Genomic DNA, 16,414 nt, shown 5'->3' with positions numbered 1-16,414 from the left:
ATGCCGCCGAGTCCTCAACTCGTCATGCCCGGGCTTGTCCCGGGCATCCACGTTCTTGGCGCGGGACGAAAGGTCGTGGATGGCCGGGGCATCTTCGCGAAGACGCGCTTCGCGCTGTTGCCCGGCCATGACGGCTTTCATGCGTGGCGCCTCTCGCATCACTTGTGGATCAGCGTGCCCGTGCCGGTGTTGGTGAAGAGCTCGAGCAGCACCGCGTGCTGCATCTTGCCGTCGATGATGACGACACCCTCCACGCCCTGTTCGAGCGCATAGATGCAGGTCTCGACCTTGGGGATCATGCCGCCGGAAATGGTGCCGTCGGCGATCAGCTTTCGTGCGTCCTTCACCGAGAGCTGCGGGATCAGCTTCTTGGATTTGTCGAGCACGCCCGGCACGTCGGTGAGCAGCAGCAGCCGCTTCGCTTTCAGCGCGCCGGCCACAGCGCCGGCGAAAGTGTCGGCGTTGACGTTCAGCGTCTGTCCCTCTTTCGAGGTCGCGAGCGGTGCCAGCACCGGGATCAGCTCGTAGCCGATCAGCTGGTTGAGCAGCGTGAGATCGACTTTCTCGGGATCGCCGACGAAGCCGAGATCGACCGCCTTCTCGATGTGCGAGTCCGGATCCATGATGGTGCGCGTCGTCTTGGACGCCTTCACCATATTGGCGTCCTTGCCTGATAGCCCCACGGCCTTGCCGCCGGCCTCGTTGATGTAGCCGACGATCTGCTTGTTGACGGAGCCGGCGAGCACCATCTCGACGATCTCGATGGTCGCGGCATCGGTGATGCGCAGGCCGGCTGCGAATTCCGAGACGATGCCGAGGCGCTTCAGCATGGTCGCGATCTGCGGGCCGCCGCCATGCACCACCACCGGATTGATCGCGGTCTGCTCGAGCAGCACGATGTCGCGGGCGAAATTCTTCGCGGTCTCCTCGTCGCCCATGGCATGGCCGCCATACTTGATGACGATGGTTTCCTCGTCATACTGCTGCATGTGCGGCAGCGCTTCGGACAGGATGCGGGCCTGGTCGAGCGGGGAGATTTCGGTCATGAGGCGGATCTCGCTGGCGGGATACTCGGGCCGCGTTCTATCCGATTGGCGGGCGGGGCGCAAAGTGGTCTTCGTCCCCCACACGCAGCCGCGTAGCCCGGATGGAGCGCAGCGTAATCCGGGAATCTACCCGCGCAAGCTCTCCCGGATTGCGCTTCGCTCCATCCGGGCTACGGACTGCGCTTCACCACCACCGCGGCGAGCGTCACCGCCAGCCAGCTCAAGATCATCACCGATCCACCGGTCGGCGCTGCATAGGGAAACAGCGAATGGCCGGCATATTGCCGCAACGTGAGGTCGCCCGCGAACAGCGCGGCGCCGGCTGCGAAGCCGGACGCGGCGATGATGCCAATTCCGTCGTGCAGAAGGCCGCGCCCGAGCAGGGCGACGGCCGCGAGTATGGCGGTTGCATGAAACAGCAGCATGGCACTTGCGGCGGCGAGCCGGCTCGCATCGCCGCCATGCGCGGAAGCCGCGGCCAGCGCGACGCCGGCGGCGCCCATCACGCCGGCAAGCCCGATCAGCAGGCGGAATGCCGTCATTACGAGGTTCGCTCTTCCAGCAACTTTGCGATCGCTGCGCGCAGCTCGGCCATGCCGGTCGCGCTCCGCGACGAGGTCGCGAGCACGTTGGGGAACGCCGCCGGACGCTTGGCGAGCGCGGCCTCGGTCTCGATGATGCGCGATTGGAGCTCGGTGGCCTTGATCTGGTCGGCCTTGGTCAGCACGATCTGGTAGCTGACCGCGGAGCGATCGAGTGTCTTCAGGACTTCGAGATCGACGTCCTTGAGGCCGTGCCGCGCGTCCACCAGCACGTAGACACGCGCGAGGCTGGCGCGTCCGAGCAGGAATTTGTGGATCAGCTCGGTCCAGGACGCGACCTGGCTCTTCGGCGCTTTGGCGTAGCCATAGCCGGGCATGTCGACGAGGCGCAGTTCACTTTTCCCGGGGACCTCGAAGAAGATCAGCTCCTGGGTGCGGCCCGGGGTATGCGAGGTGCGCGCGAGCGCGTTGCGCCCGGTCAGCGCGTTGATCAGGCTGGACTTGCCGACATTGGAGCGGCCGGCAAAGGCGATCTCCAGCCCCGCCATCGGCGGCAGCGTTTCAGTCGAGGGCGAGGCCCAGATGAACTGCCAGTCGCGCGTGAACAGCTTCCGCCCGACCTCGATCAGCTTCGCATCCTTGTCGTCATTCATGCGAAGGCTTTCTGTTTGTCCGCGTCATTGCGAGCGAAGCGAAGCAATCCAGAAATGCGTCCGCGGAGGGGCTCTGGATTGCTTCGTCGCTCGCTCCTCGCAATGACGACCGCTACGTCGCCTTCTTCGCGAACGTCGCCTTGAGATTATCGAATAACTCCACCTTCACGCCGTTGCGGCGCATGATGAAGCTCTGCTGCAGCACCGAGAGCGTGTTGTTCCAGGCCCAGTAGATCACGAGGCCTGCCGGGAAGCCCGCCAGCATGAAGGTGAAGATCAGCGGCATCCAGTTGAAGATCATCTGCTGCGTCGGATCCGGCGGCGTCGGATTCAGCTTCATCTGGAACCACATCGTGATGCCCATGATGATCGGCCAGATGCCGAGCGCGAGGTAGTGGCCGAACACCGGGATAGTGGTCGGATCGAACGGGATCAACCCGAACAGAGTGAACAGGTTGGTCGGGTCCGGCGCGGAAAGATCCTTGATCCAGCCGAAGAACGGCGCGTGCCGCATCTCGATGGTGACGAACAGCACCTTGTACAGCGAGAAGAACACCGGGATCTGGATCACCACGGGAAGACAGCCGGCGACCGGATTGATCTTCTCCTTGCGGTAGATCTCCATCATCTCCTGCTGCTGCTTCACCTTGTCGTCAGGGTAGCGCTCCTTCAGCGCCTGAAGCTGCGGTTGGACCGACTTCATCTTCGCCATCGAGGCGTAGGACTTGTTCGCCAGCGGGAAGAACAGGAGCTTCACGATCACGGTCACGAGCAGGATCGAGATGCCGAAATTGCCGAAGAAGCGGTAGAAGAAGTCGAGGCCGAGGAACATCGGCTTGGTGATGAAGTAGAACCAGCCCCAGTCGATCAACAGATCGAAATGGTTGAGGCCGAGTTCCTTGTTGTAGCCGCCATGGCCGGCGAGCGGGAAGTTGATGCCGACGACGCTGGCTTCCTTGGCGCCGGCGAACAGCCGCGCGTTCGCGGTCGCGGAGCCGCCGATCGCGACAGTGACGGGATCGAGCAAATAATCGGTCTGGTAGGTGTGGACGTTGCCGCTCGGGTTCGACGAGAAGCGCGCCTGAATTTGCGCACTGGTGTCCGGCAGCAGCGCCGAGGCCCAGTACTTGTCGGTCATGCCGAGCCAGCCATTGGTGGCCTTGAAGTTCACCGTCCGGGCTTCGTCGATTTTCTTGTAGGCGTATTCCTGCAAGCCATCGAGATAGCCGATCAGGCCTTCATGCAGGATGTAGTAGCCGGAGACCTGCGGCGTGCCGTGGCGCGAGATCAGCGCGAACGGATAGAGCGTGACCGGCGCGTTGCCGACATTGCTCACCTCGTCCTTGACGGTGAAGAGGTAGTGGTCGTCGACCGCGATGGTGCGGCGGAAGCTGAGGCCTTCGCCATTGTCCCATTTCAGCACCACCGGCGTGGTCGGCGTCAGGCTGCCGCTGCCGTCCTGCTTCCAGACGGTCTGCGCGTCCGGCAGTTTCGCCGTCACGCCCGTCGCCGGCACCCAGCCGAACTCGGCGTAATAGGGCTCCGCGGTACCCGAGGGCGAATATAGAATGATCGGCGGTGACTTCGGGTCGACCGTTTCGCGGAATTGCACCAGCGCGACATCGTCGATGCGGCCGCCCTTCAACGAGATGCTGCCGGCGATTCGCGGCGTCTCGATCTTCACGCGCGGGCTGGCAGCAATCGCAACGTCGCGGGCAACGACCGGCTGGGCTTGCTGGTTCGCGCTCGGCGTCGCCGGCTGGGCCGTGCTGCCGGCCTGCGGCGCGGCGCCCGGCGTCGCGGAAGCCGTCGGCTGCGGCGTGCCCTTCTGCAGTTCGGCCTGCGCCTGTTGCTGGGCGCGCTGCTTCTCCATCGCCGGCATGTTGTAGAAATACTGCCAGGCGATCAGCACGAAGCCCGACAGAATGACGGCGAGGATGGTATTGCGGTTGTCGGTCATCATTCTCTCGTCATCAATCCGGTTTGCGGCTGGTCGCAGGAGCGGGGCCGGGCTTTGAGCCGTCGGTTGTTGGGCTGCTTTTTGAGCCGCGTCCCTTGCGCGTATGCCGTGCGGGCTTCGCGAACGCTATGCGCAGATCGTCGAGCATGGTGGCGAAGTCGCGCGAGAGCGCGTCCCTTCGGCCGACCAGCACATAATCATGATGGGGCTGCATCGACACCGGATCGAGCCGATTCACCAGTTCGCGAAGCCGGCGCCGGATGCGATTGCGCTCGGGAGCGTTGCCGTTCTTTTTGGTGACGGTGAAGCCGATCCGGACCGGGCCGCTGTCGTCTCGGCCAAGGTTTTGGCGGTCAAGGCTTCGGCGGTCAAGGCTTTGCAGGACGAACGCGGGACTACTCACCCGCGCGCCATTGGCAACGGCGAGGAAATCCGCTCGCTGCCTCAGCCGATCCATGATGAAATCCCAAAAAGGGGGTCCGGCTCAGGCGCTCAGACGCTTGCGGCCGCGGGCGCGGCGGGCGGCGAGCACCTTTCGGCCGCCGGCCGTGGCGAGACGGGCACGGAAGCCGTGACGGCGCTTGCGCACCAGTTTGCTGGGTTGATAAGTCCGCTTCACGGGTTTTTCTCCGCTGACCGGGCAATTTGCCTGTAGAATTGATGATAACGTCCGGAAGATGCTGCCCAAAACGGGCCTTTTTCGGCCCCAAGAGAGCCGCTCCCGGCGGTCACACCGGGTCATCGCGGACAATTGGCCGGCTTATAAGCGAGCGCCTTCTTTTCGTCAACGCCGCACGAGCGCTCAATTCCGTCGAATATCGCTGTTAGTCTGGGGTTTTTAACCCTTGAGGTGGCGACTCGCCAGATCTGCGCTTACATCCGACCTTGGCAGATTGACGATCTGTAATTTGACCGCGCTGGGGGCGGGCCGCATCTTCATACGCGCCAAAACCCTTCACCCGGCGACATCTTTAATCCGGTAAAGGCAGCGAGGGCGAATTTCGTGGCAGCGACAGACCTCCAGCCGATCCAGGATGGGGATCAGCGGGACCCGCCGGCGACGCTGCCGCGCGGGACGCGCGGGCTTGGGCTGTCCGGCAAGCTGCTGCTGCTCACCGTTCCCCTGGTGATGATCGCGGCCATCCTGCTCTACGTGCCGGCCATCGCCAACTTCTGGGTCAACCGGCTCAACGACCGCGTCGCCGCGGCCAACACGGCGGCGCTGGTGCTCGATGCGGCGCCGCTCGGCATGGTCCCCGATTCGCTCTCGCGCGAGATCCTGAAGAGCATCAATGCGCGCGCCGTCGCCATCAAGATGGGCCAGCAGCGCCGTCTGCTCGCCAGCGACAATCTGCCCGCGGCCATCGAGCACGACATCGACCTGCGCGACATGACGGCGTGGGAGGCGATCACCGGCTCGTTCCGGATGATGCTGGAGACCGGCAACCAGGCCATCCGGATCGTCGGGCCCGGCGTCGGCAACGCCCAGTTCATGGAGATTGTCACCGACGAGCTGCCGCTGCGGCAGTCAATGTACCGCTTCTCCCGCAACGTCGTGGTGGTCGCGCTGATCATCGCGGTGCTGACCGCCGGCCTCGTCTATCTCGCCATGCATTATCTCTTCGTGCGCCCGATGCGGCGGCTGACTGCGAGCCTGGTCGGCTTCCACGAAAATCCCGAGAGTTCGGCGGGGATCATCGTGCCGAGCCAGCGCAGCGACGAGATCGGCGTTGCCGAGCGCGAATTGTCGGACATGCAGCGCGACCTGATGTCGATGCTGCACCAGAAGAGCCGGCTCGCCGCCCTCGGCCTCGCCGTCTCCAAGATCAATCACGATTTGCGCAATCTGCTGGCCTCGGCGCAGCTCCTGTCGGACCAGCTCGCCAGCGTGCCGGATCCGCGGGTGCAGCGCTTTGCGCCAAAACTCGTGCGCTCGCTCGAGCGCGCCATCGCCTTCTGCCAGTCGACCTTGTCTTACGGCCGCGCTCAGGAAGCCGCGCCCGACCGGCGCATGATCATGATCGAGCCTGTGGTGCTGGAGGTGCGCGAGACCGCCGGCCTTGCCTCCGACGCCTCGATCGCCTGGGTCGCCGCGATTGAGCGCGGGCTCGCGGTCGACGCCGATCCCGACCAGCTGTTTCGCGTGCTGCTCAACCTCGTCCGCAACGCCGCCCAGGCGCTGGAAAGCCATGCGTCCGCCGAGGGCGGCGCGCAGCAGATCCGGATCACGGGAAAACGCGAGGGCGCGGTCGCCATCATCGAGGTCTCCGACACCGGCCCTGGCGTGCCGCAGAAGACCCGCGATCACCTGTTCGAGGCGTTCCAGACCTCCGGCCGCCCCGGCGGCAGCGGCCTCGGCCTTGCCATCGCCGCCGAGCTGGTCCGCGCCCATGGCGGCGACATCCATCTGGTCGAAGGCACCATCGGCGCCACCTTCCGGATCGTCATCCCCGACCGCCCCGTGGAACTGCTCTCCGTCCGCAACGAGCGGGCGCGGGCGTAGGTCGGCCGGCGGCCGAGTGCGGAAACCGTCATGTCCCTGCAAAATCTCCCCAATCCGGACCTTGCCAATTGGGGCAAGAGCGGTTAGTCAGAGCGCTCTTTCGCACCCCTCCGGCGTCGCCGGGGGCTGCCTGCGGGCCACGCCCGCACTGTCAGCGAAAAACGCGCCCGTAGCTCAGCTGGATAGAGCATCAGACTACGAATCTGAGGGTCGGACGTTCGAATCGTTCCGGGCGCGCCATTTCGGTACCGACTGTCGCCTGGTCACGCGGATCGAAGCCCCCTTCAGCGGCCCAGCGCAGCGGTCATTGCCCGGTTCGTTCACTCCCTCCGCTCACTGAGACCCAACTCTGTCCATAGCCACGCGAAATTGTAGCTGGCCATCGGATTATCTGGATCGGCGTGCTTCGCCGTCCGGTTCTCCATGAGCTTGAGCCACTCGACGACCTTCATCCGTCCGCCCTCCGTCTTCACCGCGGTCCGCGGCGTTTGCCCGTCGAGCGCGGGAACCGGTTGATCGAGCACGTCACGGTAATGCCGGTCCATGTAGTCATGGACGATGGCACGCTGCTCGTCCTCAGGGATATCGAGCTGATTTGGCATGGCAGACTCTCGCGACACCATGACCTGCTCGATCGATTCCGTCTTGACCGAGGGGTGGCGCAGGCGTCCGCCGAGCGCGTCGGACAGCAGTGCGCATCCGCGGCTGCAGCGCTGTTCGGAGTTGGTATTGAGCACCAACGTCTTGCTCTCCAGCCGTATATCGCCCAGCACGAGCCTGTCCTCGTCGGACCATGTTTCGAAGGTCAGCTGTTTCCGCGATGATCCGTCGTGCCCTGGTGCGGCGGCGGGCTTGGCTGCGCTTCTGTTTTCGCCAACCCAGCTCCATGACTTCGAGCTCGTGGCGCGAAACTCCGGACGTGCTTCCAACGCCGCTCGGATGTCACGCCCCGTGGTGCGGGCGGCGAGCGGGAAGCGCGCCTCGCACAGCATCACCTCGTCCCCTTCCGCGTTCCGCAAATCGGGAATTCTCGGTGACTGAATTCGGTCGATCGCGTCGACAAGCCAGAACGTGGTGAACATGGGCGTGATTGCGCGGAGCCTGTCGGTGGGAGAAAGGTCCGAGAATCGGTCCTCGTCGAACTCGTATCCGTTCGCTTCCGCCAATTCTTGCTCTTCCTCGCTGCTCAGCGACTCCAGCTTCCGAACGGCCGCGACCAAGAGTTCCGATGTCTCGTGGTCGAATACCAGCAAGCCGCCACCGATCTGCGACCGCGAACCGACATGAACCACGCGCGCGGCAATGCGGTCCCATGGCTTGAGGCTTCGGGTCGCGCTCCGCTCGCTGACCAGGACCGGTTCGGTGTCGCGAAGCAGGTCGCGCGCCAGGAACGAAGTGTCGGGGACGATGTCGCTGACCTCATAGAGGCTCATCGTCGATTTCCGCAGCGCGGCCATGTAATTGCGAATCGATGCGGATTCTTTCCAGCCGCGGCGCTTGAGATAGTCATCCGTCGCGTTCTCGCCGTCGAATTCACGGGTCAGGAAGTCCTCGAAAGCGCAGGCCCACACGGTGCTCATGAACAGGTCTTCGCCGATGGTCGAAGCGATCTGCTCGATCTCGATGCCGGTTTCCTCGCAGGTGGGGACAAGGTGACCTTCAAGGACCCAGTCGAACCGATCGGCCCATCGATCGCGCGTAGACCACCTTATCAACCCTTCGAGCACGTGCTTGCTGGCCATATCCCTGCTCGCATCCCGGAATTCCCGGTCGCCGCGTAAGCGCGGCCATGCCGGAGTTTAGCAGGCCCGCGCGACCTGTTCGATCCGGAACTGGATTTTTCGAAACGACGATCAACGAATTTCTTTGGCACCCGAACTGGCCCTGCGACGCAAGGGCCGCGTACGCGCCGACGATGCCTGCTCGCACCGCTCACCGAAGCCGCTGCAATTGATTGCACCGGTTCCAAGCCTACGCGAACAAGGCCCGCTTTAGCGCCGCCCAACTTCCTGCGCCGTCGGATCCGAACCGAGCCCCTTGCTCGTCAGCAAAAGGTTGAACTGATCGGCGAAAAAAAGCTGCCCGTTCGGAGCCGTGATCGAAACCACAAAACCATTCACCGCGTGCTTGCGGGCCAGGATCACCGCAACGATCGCGCTGTCACGGAAATCCACGGTGCGGCAGTCGTCTTTAATAGCTTCGATGATAAATGTCATTTGGCCCATGACTACAATTGGCACGCGCCAATTGCGCGCCCGGCAACTCAACCTCGTATCGGTGAAAATGATGTTGCCGACAAGCCAGCTATTGACCCGATGGAACCGCGACCATACCCATATTGGGGGAAACAGCAGACCGGTCCTGCCTCACGCGGTGCGCCAGGGAGACATATAACTGGCTTGCAACCGACTTGTGGACGTCGGACCGGACATCCGTAGAAGCGGGCACTGGCCATGGTTGGTACGACTGAAGGCGAGGACATCGCGGCGGATTTGATCCGAACCGTCTCCCGCCACTCGTTGGCTTACATGCTGTGCGCAGCCAGCGAAATGTTCCGCCACTACGATTTCGATCCGCTGGACTTGATGATCATTCATGCGGTCTTGAACGCCAACGTTCTCAAGATCATGAAGAACCCCGAACTGGACCGGCAATTTGGCAGCATTCAGGCGGTTGAGCCGGACAAGATCAAGCAGGGCGTTTCCCGTGCCGCCCTGTCCCGCTTTTTCGGTCTGCCGATCGAAACCGTCCGGCGGCGCGCCGATCGCTTGAAGAAGCAAGGCATTTTCCGCGAGACCGACCAGGGACTGATCGTGACCGAAGCCAATCAGTTCAAGTTCGGCAATAATCACGAGCTGCAAAGAACCAACATGCTCCTGGTGCGGAAATTCCTCCGTGACCTGACGGAAGCGGGCGTCGAGCTTCCCGGCGGGATTTGACGGACCATTGCCTTGGAGTCTCCGAACCGGGACCGCACCGCGCGCAGGCGGCGTGCGCCATTCATCATCCGGCTTTCACGCGCTCTTCGGCCGAAAGGCGACGATGGATCCGGTTGGCTCGTCTTCGCGCATTGCCGCCTCGATGGCCTTCGCCAACGCAGCCTGGTCGAATGGTTTTGACAATCGCGGCAGGCTGGATCGTTCGTCGCTGGGAATCTCTGCGTATCCCGTGCTCAGGAGGATGACCGTCCCGGGGCGCTCCGCGGCGACAGCGCTGGCCAGCTGCAGTCCAGTCATCCCAGGCATGGCATAGTCGGTCACGACCAGGTCGACGGTACGGGTGCGGCGGAGCAAAGCCAGTGCCTCGTCGCCCGAGCGCGCCTCGACCACGATGTGCCCAAGATCGTCCAACATCGCTGCCGTGTTCTCGAGCACCAGGAGGTCGTCGTCGACGACAAGTACGGAAAGCTGTCGGCTGGCCCGCGGTACGGGCGCCGGAGCTTCCGCGCGCGGGTCAGGCACCGCGGTCTCCCCGGCCATCGGCAGCCAAATTTCGGCTGTCGTGCCCTCCCCGGGAAGGCTCCTCAAAGCGAGCTTGCCGCCGGACTGCTCGGCAAGTCCGTGGACCATTGACAGGCCGAGCCCGGTGCCTTTGCCGACGCCTTTGGTCGTAAAGAACGGCTCCTGGGCGTGCCTGAGGGTCTCGTCATCCATGCCGCAGCCGGTGTCGCTCACCGAGAGCGCAACATAGTCGCTCGTCCGAAGGCCGCCATCGCCCCGCTCTTCGCGAGCGGCAATGGTAATCAGGCCGCCGCCCGGCATCGCATCACGTGCGTTGACCGCCAGGTTGAGGACAGCCAGTTCGAGCTGGTTCGCGTCGACCCTCACCTTCGGCAGGTCCATCGGAAACAGCGTCTCGACACGAATTCCGGCCTCGAATTTCAGCAATGAGGCCATGCCGTGCACCAATTCGTGGATATCGACGACCGCCGGCCTGAGATCCTGTTTACGCGCAAAAGCGAGCATACGCTGGGTCAGGGACGCGCCCCGCTGCGCGCCTAGCGTCGCGTTGTCCACCAGGCGCTGCACCTTCGCATCGCCCGGCGGCAGGCGCCTCTTCAGAAGTTCGAGGCTGCCGAGAACGGCTGCGAGCAGGTTGTTGAAGTCGTGGGCCACACCGCCGGTAAGCTGGCCGATGGTTTCCATCTTCTGCGACATCATCAGTGCTTCGCGCGCCCGATCCAGCGCATCCTGTGCCCGTCGCCTTTCGCTGACGTCGCGCACGATCTTCGCAAAGCCGGCGATTGCGCCGCTCTCGTTCCGTACCGCAACGATCGTTGCTTCCGCCCAGAAGCGGCTGCCGTCCTTGCGGACACGCCAGCCTTCGATTGCAGACTTCCCCTCCCGCTCGGCTTCAACAAGGGCGCGCGCCGGGGCCCCGGCCGCGCAATCCTCCTCGGTGTGAAAGATCGTGTAGCTCGTCCCCACGATGTCATCGCCATAGCCCATCAGCCGGTGCGCGCCGAGATTCCAGTTGCCCACGCGCCCGTCCGGATCGAGCATGAAGATCGCGTGGTCGACGATACCTTCGACAAGGAGCCGAAAGCGTTCTTCGCTGCGCCTCAGGGTGTCGGCTTCGCGTTGAGCGCGCTCCGCGGAAGCCCTGTCATAGACGGCAGCCGCGATTCCGATGCTCAGGATCACAATGGTGATGCCGGCGAGCAGGAACGCGAGCGGCGCCTGACCGACGCCGAGATGTCCTGCCTGCCGGGCCATGATGTTTGTCGGCAGGAACATGGCGCCTTCCATCGCGGCGTAGTGCATGCCGGAGACCGCAAGGCCCATCACCAGTCCCGCGAACAGCCGCTGGACCGCGTTGGTGTTGCGAAAGGCGAGCCAGAGCGCCACGACGGAGGCGCTGATCGCGATCAGGATCGAGAGCACAACCCATCGGGGATCGTACTCCATGAGCGCCGCCATGCGCATCGCGGCCATGCCGGTATAGTGCATGCCGGAGATACCAAGTCCCATCGCGAAGCCGGATGCGAGCAGCGCCCGTGGCCGTCGTCCGACGACGGCAAAGGCCGCAGCGGCGACGACGATCGGAATGACAAGCGAGAGGAGAGTCAGGAATGGATCGTACGAGATCTCGATTCCAGGCAGGCTGAAGGCCAGCATACCGACGAAATGCATGGACCAGATGCCGCCGCCCATGGCGATCGCGGCGGCTACCAGCCAGGATCGGCGGGCCCTTCCCGAAGCAGCTCGCATTCGGGTCGCCAGGTCCAACGCCGTATAGGAGGCGAGTGCCGCGATCAGAATCGATAACGCGACCAGAACGGGATCGTGAAAAGCCGCATGATGATGCATTTCGGCCGACGCTAGCCGAACTTACGTTCGCGTTCGCGTTCCCGCAAATTGTCCTCCCCCGACGACGCCGAGTCATCCTCGGCACCAAGATCGTTTCCGCCTGACAGGACGGCGCCGATGACCGGCCGCGGCATCCGTACTTCGCCAGACGAGAATCAGTTGAGAATAGTACCGACGACGAGCCTGCACCGTAAAGGTGGCAGCAAGTCGGCCGGTTCCCGCAAAAGGTGCATGACGAGCGGCCGCCCGTCATACGCGAGGGCGGTGTCACGCGCTGCTACGCCGGCAAGGGCGTGGTGCGCTACCGATGGTAAGATCCAGGCAGGCTCGGCCGGCGGTGTGAGGTGCAGCACGCGAGATCACCTGTAATCTGCTTCACACGCAAACGCGCCCAATGACGCTAGATGGAACCAGGCGCGCCTCCGCGCGGCCTGTTCGGAGCTGGCGATGATGGCTGCACTGGCAAAGGCAATATCTCGCGCGACGAGAACCGACGTCGACGTCGAAACTCTGAAAGTCCTCGTGATCTTTTCGGGCGCGGGCTTGCTGCTCTCTCTCGTGGCCGCAATGATCTACGGACAGGCTGTCAGCGCCGCCTTGCTTTGAGAGCGCGCTTCGCCAAATCGACCGTTCGCCTCAGCGCCACCCAAGCGCCGGCGCCACGTGCGTGAGGATCGCCTCGATGGCGTGCGCGCAATAGTCGACGCCGAGTTGGTTCGGGATGGTCAGCAGCAACGTGTCGGCCTCGGCGATCGCCTCGTCCTGCTTGAGCTGCTCGATCAGCGCGTCGGGCTCGGCCGCATAGGAGCGGCCGAAGATCGCGCGGGTGCGCGGGTCGATGAAGCCGACCTGGTCCTCGCTGCCGCGCTCGCCCCCGAAATAGGCGCGGTCGCGATCGTCGATCAGCGCGAAGATGCTGCGGCTGACGGAGACGCGGGGCTCGCGGGCGTGGCCGGCCTCTTTCCAGGCTGCGCGATAGGTGCGGATCTGCGCGGCCTGCTGCACATGGAAGGCTTCGCCGGTCTCGTCGTTCTTCAGGGTCGAGCTCTGCAGATTCATGCCGTGCTTGGCGGCCCACACCGCGGTCGCGTTCGAGCCGGCACCCCACCAGATCCGTTCGCGCAGGCCTTCCGCATGCGGCTCGAGCCGCAACAGGCCCGGCGGATTTGGGAACATCGGCTGCGGGTTGGGCTTTGCAAAACCTTCGCCGCGCAAGATGTCGAGAAAGACCTCGGCATGACGCCGGCCCATGTCGGCGTCGCTCTCGCCGTCGGCCGGCTGGTAGCCGAAATAGCGCCAGCCATCGATCACCTGCTCGGGCGAGCCGCGGCTGATGCCGAGCTGGAGGCGCCCGCCGGCGATGAGATCGGCAGAGCCGGCGTCCTCCGCCATGTAGAGCGGATTCTCGTAGCGCATGTCGATCACGGCCGTGCCGATCTCGATCTTGCTGGTCTTGGCGCCGACCGCGGCGAGCAGCGGAAAGGGCGAGGCGAGCTGCCGCGCGAAATGGTGCACGCGAAAATAGGCGCCGTCGGCGCCGAGTTCTTCCGCCGCAACCGCAAGCTCGATCGATTGCAGCAGCGTGTCCGCGGCCGAGCGGGTCTGCGATTGCGGCGAGGGCGTCCAGTGCCCGAAGGAGAGGAATCCGATCTTTTTCATGGAGGCAACATATGGATGATGGGAAGAGTTTGCGACACCTCGGCTCGAGGAAAAAAATGGCAACATGGGAAGGCGTGTACGCGTAAGTGCCGTTCCTCGAGGGGGGAAGCGGACCGAAGCAGGCAACGCGGCAAGCGCCCCTTTTCACCTAACTGAGACATGCGCGCCGCAGGATTGTTGCGATGCAGAGCGCGTGGATATAAAAGGACTACGGCGGCAACATCGTCTGCAGCGCCAGCTGCGCTACGCCCCTCCCCAGCATGCGGTACCTGATCCCATGACAAAAGCGCGCGCCGTGCCCATGCCCAACAACAGCGTGCTTGCGCCGCTTTACGCGGGCGCGGACCTTTTGGACGCCTTTGCAATTCAATTGCCGGCGGGCGCCAGCGATGATGTAGAGGTGCTGGCACGCGCCGCGCTCGAGCGACAGGCGTGGTGGATTCGTGCGCTCACGCGTGTCCGCGATGTGGTGATGGCGGCAGTCGCCGTCAAATCGTCGCGCGCCGTCGGTCTTGCCGCGGCGGAGCGTGGGCCGGTTATCGGCTTCTTCCCGGTGCTGTCAAAGACTGCGACGGAGTTGGTAGTGGGCGCGGATGACCGGCATCTCGACTTCCGCGTCACCATTCAACTTCGCGCCGATGCAGCAAATGGGCGCGAGCTGGTCGCGGGTACCGTGGTGCATTGCCATAACCGACTAGGGCGCATCTATCTTGCGACGATAGCCCCGTTTCATCGCGTGATTGTGCCGGCCAGTTTGGAACAGGCGGCAAGAGCAATGAAGAGTTGAACGTGCTTTGATGGTCGTGGCAGGCTGCGGTCGACGAACGAGTCGGCTTCTGGCCCATCGGCGAAATAGCGGCGCACCGCGTTGAGGTCCGCTTGGTGAGGCACGGCGGACTGGATCTGCTCAGGTTCAATTCTTCGCATTTTGACCCAAGGCAGACATTCAGGACTCTTTATTCGTCGTGCGTTCTCGGTGGCTGACCTATTCCTCGCAAATCGGGTCGTTGTCCGTAATTGCCCGATGAGCGTTGGTGCAAAGTAAAGCTGGGCCTAGTTCGATCTCGGCGGATTGAACTTTATCGCGGGGCCGATCTGAACGTTCTCTTCACGAACGAGAGCACCTCCAACATTCACCACGCACCCGGCCTGCCAGTCCCAATAAGCCTTCTGTTTCATCGGCTCCCATCGTTTTCTACATTGATCATCTGACACATAAGGAATGACGACAAATGTGAGAGCGGCGATAAGTCCGCATCCAATCCAAAATATGCGCATCTTCCTTTTCTCAGCGACAGTGAGGAAGGACCCCTGACTGGCCGCTTCTTTCCATATAGTGTTGTGGCCGTCAAAGGTTGCATAAAATATCGCGCAACCAGTTCGATCCCGCCAACGTCGCTTTTGCCCCCTTGCTGACTCGCAAAGGCGAACTGCCATGTCCGGTTTCGCGAGAGAACGGATACCGCCGACTTCGCGAGCTATCGGGTTTATGACTACGCTCCCTGGCGCATCCGGCGTCGTATTGACGCCGGCCCGTGTTGCCGTGACGCCTCAGGCGTAGGCGACCCAGCCGCGGAAAGTGAAGCCGGTATAGAACAGCGTCGGGTCCGAGAATCCGGCCTGCCGCAAAATCGCTTCATCCTGCGCGGGCGCGAGGATTTCCAGATGGTTGGTGACGGCGTTCCGCGCGGCCGCCGCCTGATCCGGCTCGACGCCGGACGCGGCGAGGTACGCGGAGTATCGCGAGAGCCACAGCGGGCGTTCCTCTTCGCCATTGGGCGCGCTCAAATGCGCGACCACGAAAGGCGCGCGCGGCTTGAGCCGGCGGCGGATCTCCGAGGCGATACGGCGTCGCTCTTCGACATCGACGAAGTGCAGGGTCAACAGGCAGGTGGCGCCGTCGAACGGGCCTTCCGGAGCGTCGTCGATGTAGCCCTGATGAAGACGCGCACGTGGCGCGAACGATCCGAGGGTTTGCCTCGCTAGCCCCAGCATGGCCGCGGACGGATCGACGCCATCGAAGCTCCAGCCTCCATGCGCTTGCGCAAAAGCCTTCAGCTCCAGGCCGCCGCCGGCTCCGAGAACGAGAATCCGTGCATCGTCACGCGCGCGCTCGGCCAGTAGGATCGCCGCCATGGACAGCATGGCATTGTAGCCGGGGACGAACCGTGGCGGTCCTTCGGTGTATCTCGCCACCGCTTGCGGATCGGAAAACACGTTCTGAACGTCGGTCATGATGTCGTCCTTGCTGAAATGGGCCAATCACGCGCCATGCGCGCTCATGCCCTGAAGCTTTCGCGAGCCGAGGCGCTTGCGCAGATCGTCGCCCAGCATCGCCAGCGTTACCTCGCCAAAGCGCGACAGCAGCAGCGCCTGCGCATCGCCAAACGCCTGATCGAGGGCGGCATTGACGGACTGTTCGACGAGGCAGCCCGGCGCCTCCGTCCGGTTACCAATCGCCAGAAGCGAGGGACTGCCGAGCGCGATGTAGACGTCGCGCAGCGTCACCTTCGCGAGGTCGCAAGCCAACGTCCAGCCGCCGCCGTGGCCTTTTTCGGAGCGGACGTAACCAAGGTCCCGAAGCCCGGCCATGATCCGCCGGATCACCACCGGGTTGGTATCCATTGCTTTTGCCAGGGTCTCGGACGTGAAGGGACCAGGCTGCTGTGCCATGTGCAGCAGGACGTGCAGCACGCCCGATAATCGACTGTCTCGTTTCATGTAACTTTATATGTTACATGA

16 protein-coding genes and 1 tRNA gene are annotated in these 16,414 nt (G+C 63.6%); 5 read left to right on the top strand and 12 right to left on the bottom strand.

The annotated features are described in order from the left end of the window. Positions 1–158: 158 nt before the first annotated feature. The 6 genes from argB to rpmH form a co-directional block, all read right to left on the bottom strand. Positions 159–1,046, bottom strand: a complete 888-nt coding sequence (gene argB / locus BRA1253DRAFT_RS21120) for an acetylglutamate kinase (protein ID WP_007597683.1) — start codon at positions 1,044–1,046, stop codon at positions 159–161. A 170-nt stretch (positions 1,047–1,216) separates the two neighbouring features. After that, entirely contained in the window at positions 1,217–1,588 is a 372-nt protein-coding gene (locus BRA1253DRAFT_RS21115) for a DUF423 domain-containing protein (RefSeq protein WP_007597682.1), read from the bottom strand. Beyond that, a complete protein-coding gene (yihA, locus tag BRA1253DRAFT_RS21110) occupies positions 1,588–2,241 on the bottom strand; it encodes a ribosome biogenesis GTP-binding protein YihA/YsxC (RefSeq protein WP_007597680.1) in 654 nt (217 codons plus the stop codon). Before yihA ends, BRA1253DRAFT_RS21115 begins: the two co-directional genes overlap by 1 nt. A gap of 112 nt (positions 2,242–2,353) precedes the next feature. Next, positions 2,354–4,201, bottom strand: coding sequence for a membrane protein insertase YidC (gene yidC, locus BRA1253DRAFT_RS21105; protein ID WP_007597678.1), 1,848 nt, complete (start codon positions 4,199–4,201; stop codon positions 2,354–2,356). A gap of 13 nt (positions 4,202–4,214) precedes the next feature. Then, complete coding sequence (gene rnpA / locus BRA1253DRAFT_RS21100; RefSeq protein ID WP_007597677.1) at positions 4,215–4,658, bottom strand: ribonuclease P protein component; 444 nt, start codon at positions 4,656–4,658, stop codon at positions 4,215–4,217. Positions 4,659–4,685: 27 nt separating this feature from the next. Then, entirely contained in the window at positions 4,686–4,820 is a 135-nt protein-coding gene (gene rpmH / locus BRA1253DRAFT_RS21095; protein WP_008542748.1) for a 50S ribosomal protein L34, read from the bottom strand. Between the two features lie 384 nt (positions 4,821–5,204). Here rpmH and BRA1253DRAFT_RS21090 point away from each other — a divergent pair, with 384 nt between their 5' ends. Beyond that, entirely contained in the window at positions 5,205–6,704 is a 1,500-nt protein-coding gene (locus BRA1253DRAFT_RS21090; protein ID WP_007597675.1) for an ATP-binding protein, read from the top strand. A gap of 163 nt (positions 6,705–6,867) precedes the next feature. Further along, positions 6,868–6,944 (top strand) — tRNA-Arg (locus BRA1253DRAFT_RS21085). An 80-nt stretch (positions 6,945–7,024) separates the two neighbouring features. Here BRA1253DRAFT_RS21085 and BRA1253DRAFT_RS21080 read toward each other — a convergent pair. Continuing rightward, a complete protein-coding gene (locus BRA1253DRAFT_RS21080; RefSeq protein ID WP_007597673.1) occupies positions 7,025–8,446 on the bottom strand; it encodes a hypothetical protein in 1,422 nt (473 codons plus the stop codon). A gap of 249 nt (positions 8,447–8,695) precedes the next feature. Continuing rightward, positions 8,696–8,920 carry a hypothetical protein gene (locus BRA1253DRAFT_RS21075; protein ID WP_245285951.1) on the bottom strand — a complete coding sequence of 75 codons (225 nt, stop codon included), beginning with the start codon at positions 8,918–8,920 and terminating at the stop codon, positions 8,696–8,698. Positions 8,921–9,196: 276 nt separating this feature from the next. On the opposite strand from BRA1253DRAFT_RS21075, the gene BRA1253DRAFT_RS21070 reads away from it, so the two are divergent. Beyond that, on the top strand, positions 9,197–9,643 hold the full coding sequence (locus BRA1253DRAFT_RS21070; protein ID WP_245285950.1) for a hypothetical protein: 447 nt from the start codon (positions 9,197–9,199) through the stop codon (positions 9,641–9,643). 75 nt (positions 9,644–9,718) lie between these two features. Here the strand turns inward: BRA1253DRAFT_RS21070 and BRA1253DRAFT_RS21065 are convergent, their stop codons facing one another. After that, on the bottom strand, positions 9,719–12,013 hold the full coding sequence (locus tag BRA1253DRAFT_RS21065) for an MHYT domain-containing protein (protein WP_007597668.1): 2,295 nt from the start codon (positions 12,011–12,013) through the stop codon (positions 9,719–9,721). Between the two features lie 447 nt (positions 12,014–12,460). Between BRA1253DRAFT_RS21065 and BRA1253DRAFT_RS44555 the strand changes: the two genes are divergently transcribed. Next, a complete protein-coding gene (locus BRA1253DRAFT_RS44555; protein WP_007597667.1) occupies positions 12,461–12,619 on the top strand; it encodes a hypothetical protein in 159 nt (52 codons plus the stop codon). A 30-nt stretch (positions 12,620–12,649) separates the two neighbouring features. Here BRA1253DRAFT_RS44555 and BRA1253DRAFT_RS21060 read toward each other — a convergent pair whose 3' ends face one another. Then, the gene (locus BRA1253DRAFT_RS21060; protein WP_007597666.1) at positions 12,650–13,672 is read right to left on the bottom strand and encodes an LLM class flavin-dependent oxidoreductase; all 1,023 of its coding nucleotides are present in this window, start codon (positions 13,670–13,672) and stop codon (positions 12,650–12,652) included. Between the two features lie 277 nt (positions 13,673–13,949). On the opposite strand from BRA1253DRAFT_RS21060, the gene BRA1253DRAFT_RS21055 reads away from it, so the two are divergent. Continuing rightward, positions 13,950–14,459 carry a DUF2867 domain-containing protein gene (locus tag BRA1253DRAFT_RS21055; RefSeq protein WP_007597665.1) on the top strand — a complete coding sequence of 170 codons (510 nt, stop codon included), beginning with the start codon at positions 13,950–13,952 and terminating at the stop codon, positions 14,457–14,459. A gap of 764 nt (positions 14,460–15,223) precedes the next feature. On the opposite strand, the gene BRA1253DRAFT_RS21050 is transcribed toward BRA1253DRAFT_RS21055, so the two are convergent. Together BRA1253DRAFT_RS21050 and BRA1253DRAFT_RS21045 are read right to left on the bottom strand one after the other, a co-directional pair. Next, positions 15,224–15,907, bottom strand: coding sequence for a class I SAM-dependent methyltransferase (locus BRA1253DRAFT_RS21050; RefSeq protein WP_007597664.1), 684 nt, complete (start codon positions 15,905–15,907; stop codon positions 15,224–15,226). A gap of 27 nt (positions 15,908–15,934) precedes the next feature. Continuing rightward, the gene (locus tag BRA1253DRAFT_RS21045; RefSeq protein WP_007597663.1) at positions 15,935–16,393 is read right to left on the bottom strand and encodes an Rrf2 family transcriptional regulator; all 459 of its coding nucleotides are present in this window, start codon (positions 16,391–16,393) and stop codon (positions 15,935–15,937) included. Positions 16,394–16,414 lie beyond the last annotated feature (21 nt).

Source organism: Bradyrhizobium sp. WSM1253 (genome assembly GCF_000244935.1).
Classification (GTDB): Bacteria; Pseudomonadota; Alphaproteobacteria; order Rhizobiales; family Xanthobacteraceae; genus Bradyrhizobium; species Bradyrhizobium canariense.
Note: the sequence above shows the minus strand (reverse complement) of the source record. Positions and strands in the feature narration are given on the sequence as shown.